Source organism: Arthrobacter sp. Y3223164 (assembly GCF_059091005.1).
The window spans coordinates 1-847 of sequence record NZ_JBNHGF010000687.1 but is presented as its reverse complement, the minus strand read 5'-3'; the positions used below and the strand labels follow the sequence as shown (position 1 = coordinate 847).

At 72.5% G+C, this 847-nt stretch carries 1 protein-coding gene; it reads right to left on the bottom strand.

The genetic code is table 11. The annotated features are described in order from the left end of the window. Positions 1 to 754: aldo/keto reductase (locus tag AC5RUJ_RS17410; protein ID WP_494156396.1), on the bottom strand; the 754-nt coding region annotated here is incomplete at its 3' end. Positions 755 to 847: the final 93 nt, after the last annotated feature.

The window sequence follows — 847 nt, the reverse complement described above, 5'->3', positions numbered from 1 at the left end:
CCGCCGTGGCCAGCGCATCCACAATCCGGGCCGGCCGGCCGCTTAGGTACGGTTCCACGTACCCGGCGCGCTGCTCGGAGGCGGCCCGGGAATCGGCCGGAATGCCGGTGCGGTACTTGCCGGTCAGGACGCCGCGTCCCAGCGGCGACCAGGCCATCAGGCCCGGCCCGAGGGCCCGCGCCGCCGGAATGACCTCGTGTTCGGCCCGGCGGTGCAGCAGCGAATATTCGTTCTGCACCGCGACCAGCGGAACCGGGCTGATCGAGGCAGCCCGGGCCAGCTGCCAGCCGGAGTAATTGGAGACTCCCACATAGCGGGCGCGGCCCGACGAGACCGCGTGCTCGAGGGCGGACAGGGTCTCTTCCAGCGGCGCGCCGCCGTCGTCCCAGAGATGGACCAGCCACAGGTCCAGGTAGTCCGTGCCCAGCCGGGCCAGGCTGGCGTCCAGGCTGCGCAACATGGCGCCGCGGGACGTGTCCACCTCGCGCCGGCCCTCGCTGCGCGTCACGCCCGCCTTGGAGACCACCAGCACCTCCTGCCGGGGAACCAGTTCGCCCAGGAACGCCCCGAGCATGGCCTCGCTGCGGCCTTCGGCGTACGGCGCGGCGGTGTCCAGGAGCGTGCCGCCGGCGTCCAGGTAGGCGCGCAGCATGGTGCCCGCGGCCTCCTCGTCCGTTTCCTCTCCCCACGTCATCGTTCCCAGCGACAGCTGCGGGACCTTCAGCCCGCTGTGACCCAAGCGATTGTGCTCCATAAAGCCAGCTTATGGCCTGCGCTGCCGCGCCCTTGGCAGCGGCCCGCCGACGCAGGCGCGTGCCTCGTCCTCCCGCACGGGCAGCCCATCCGC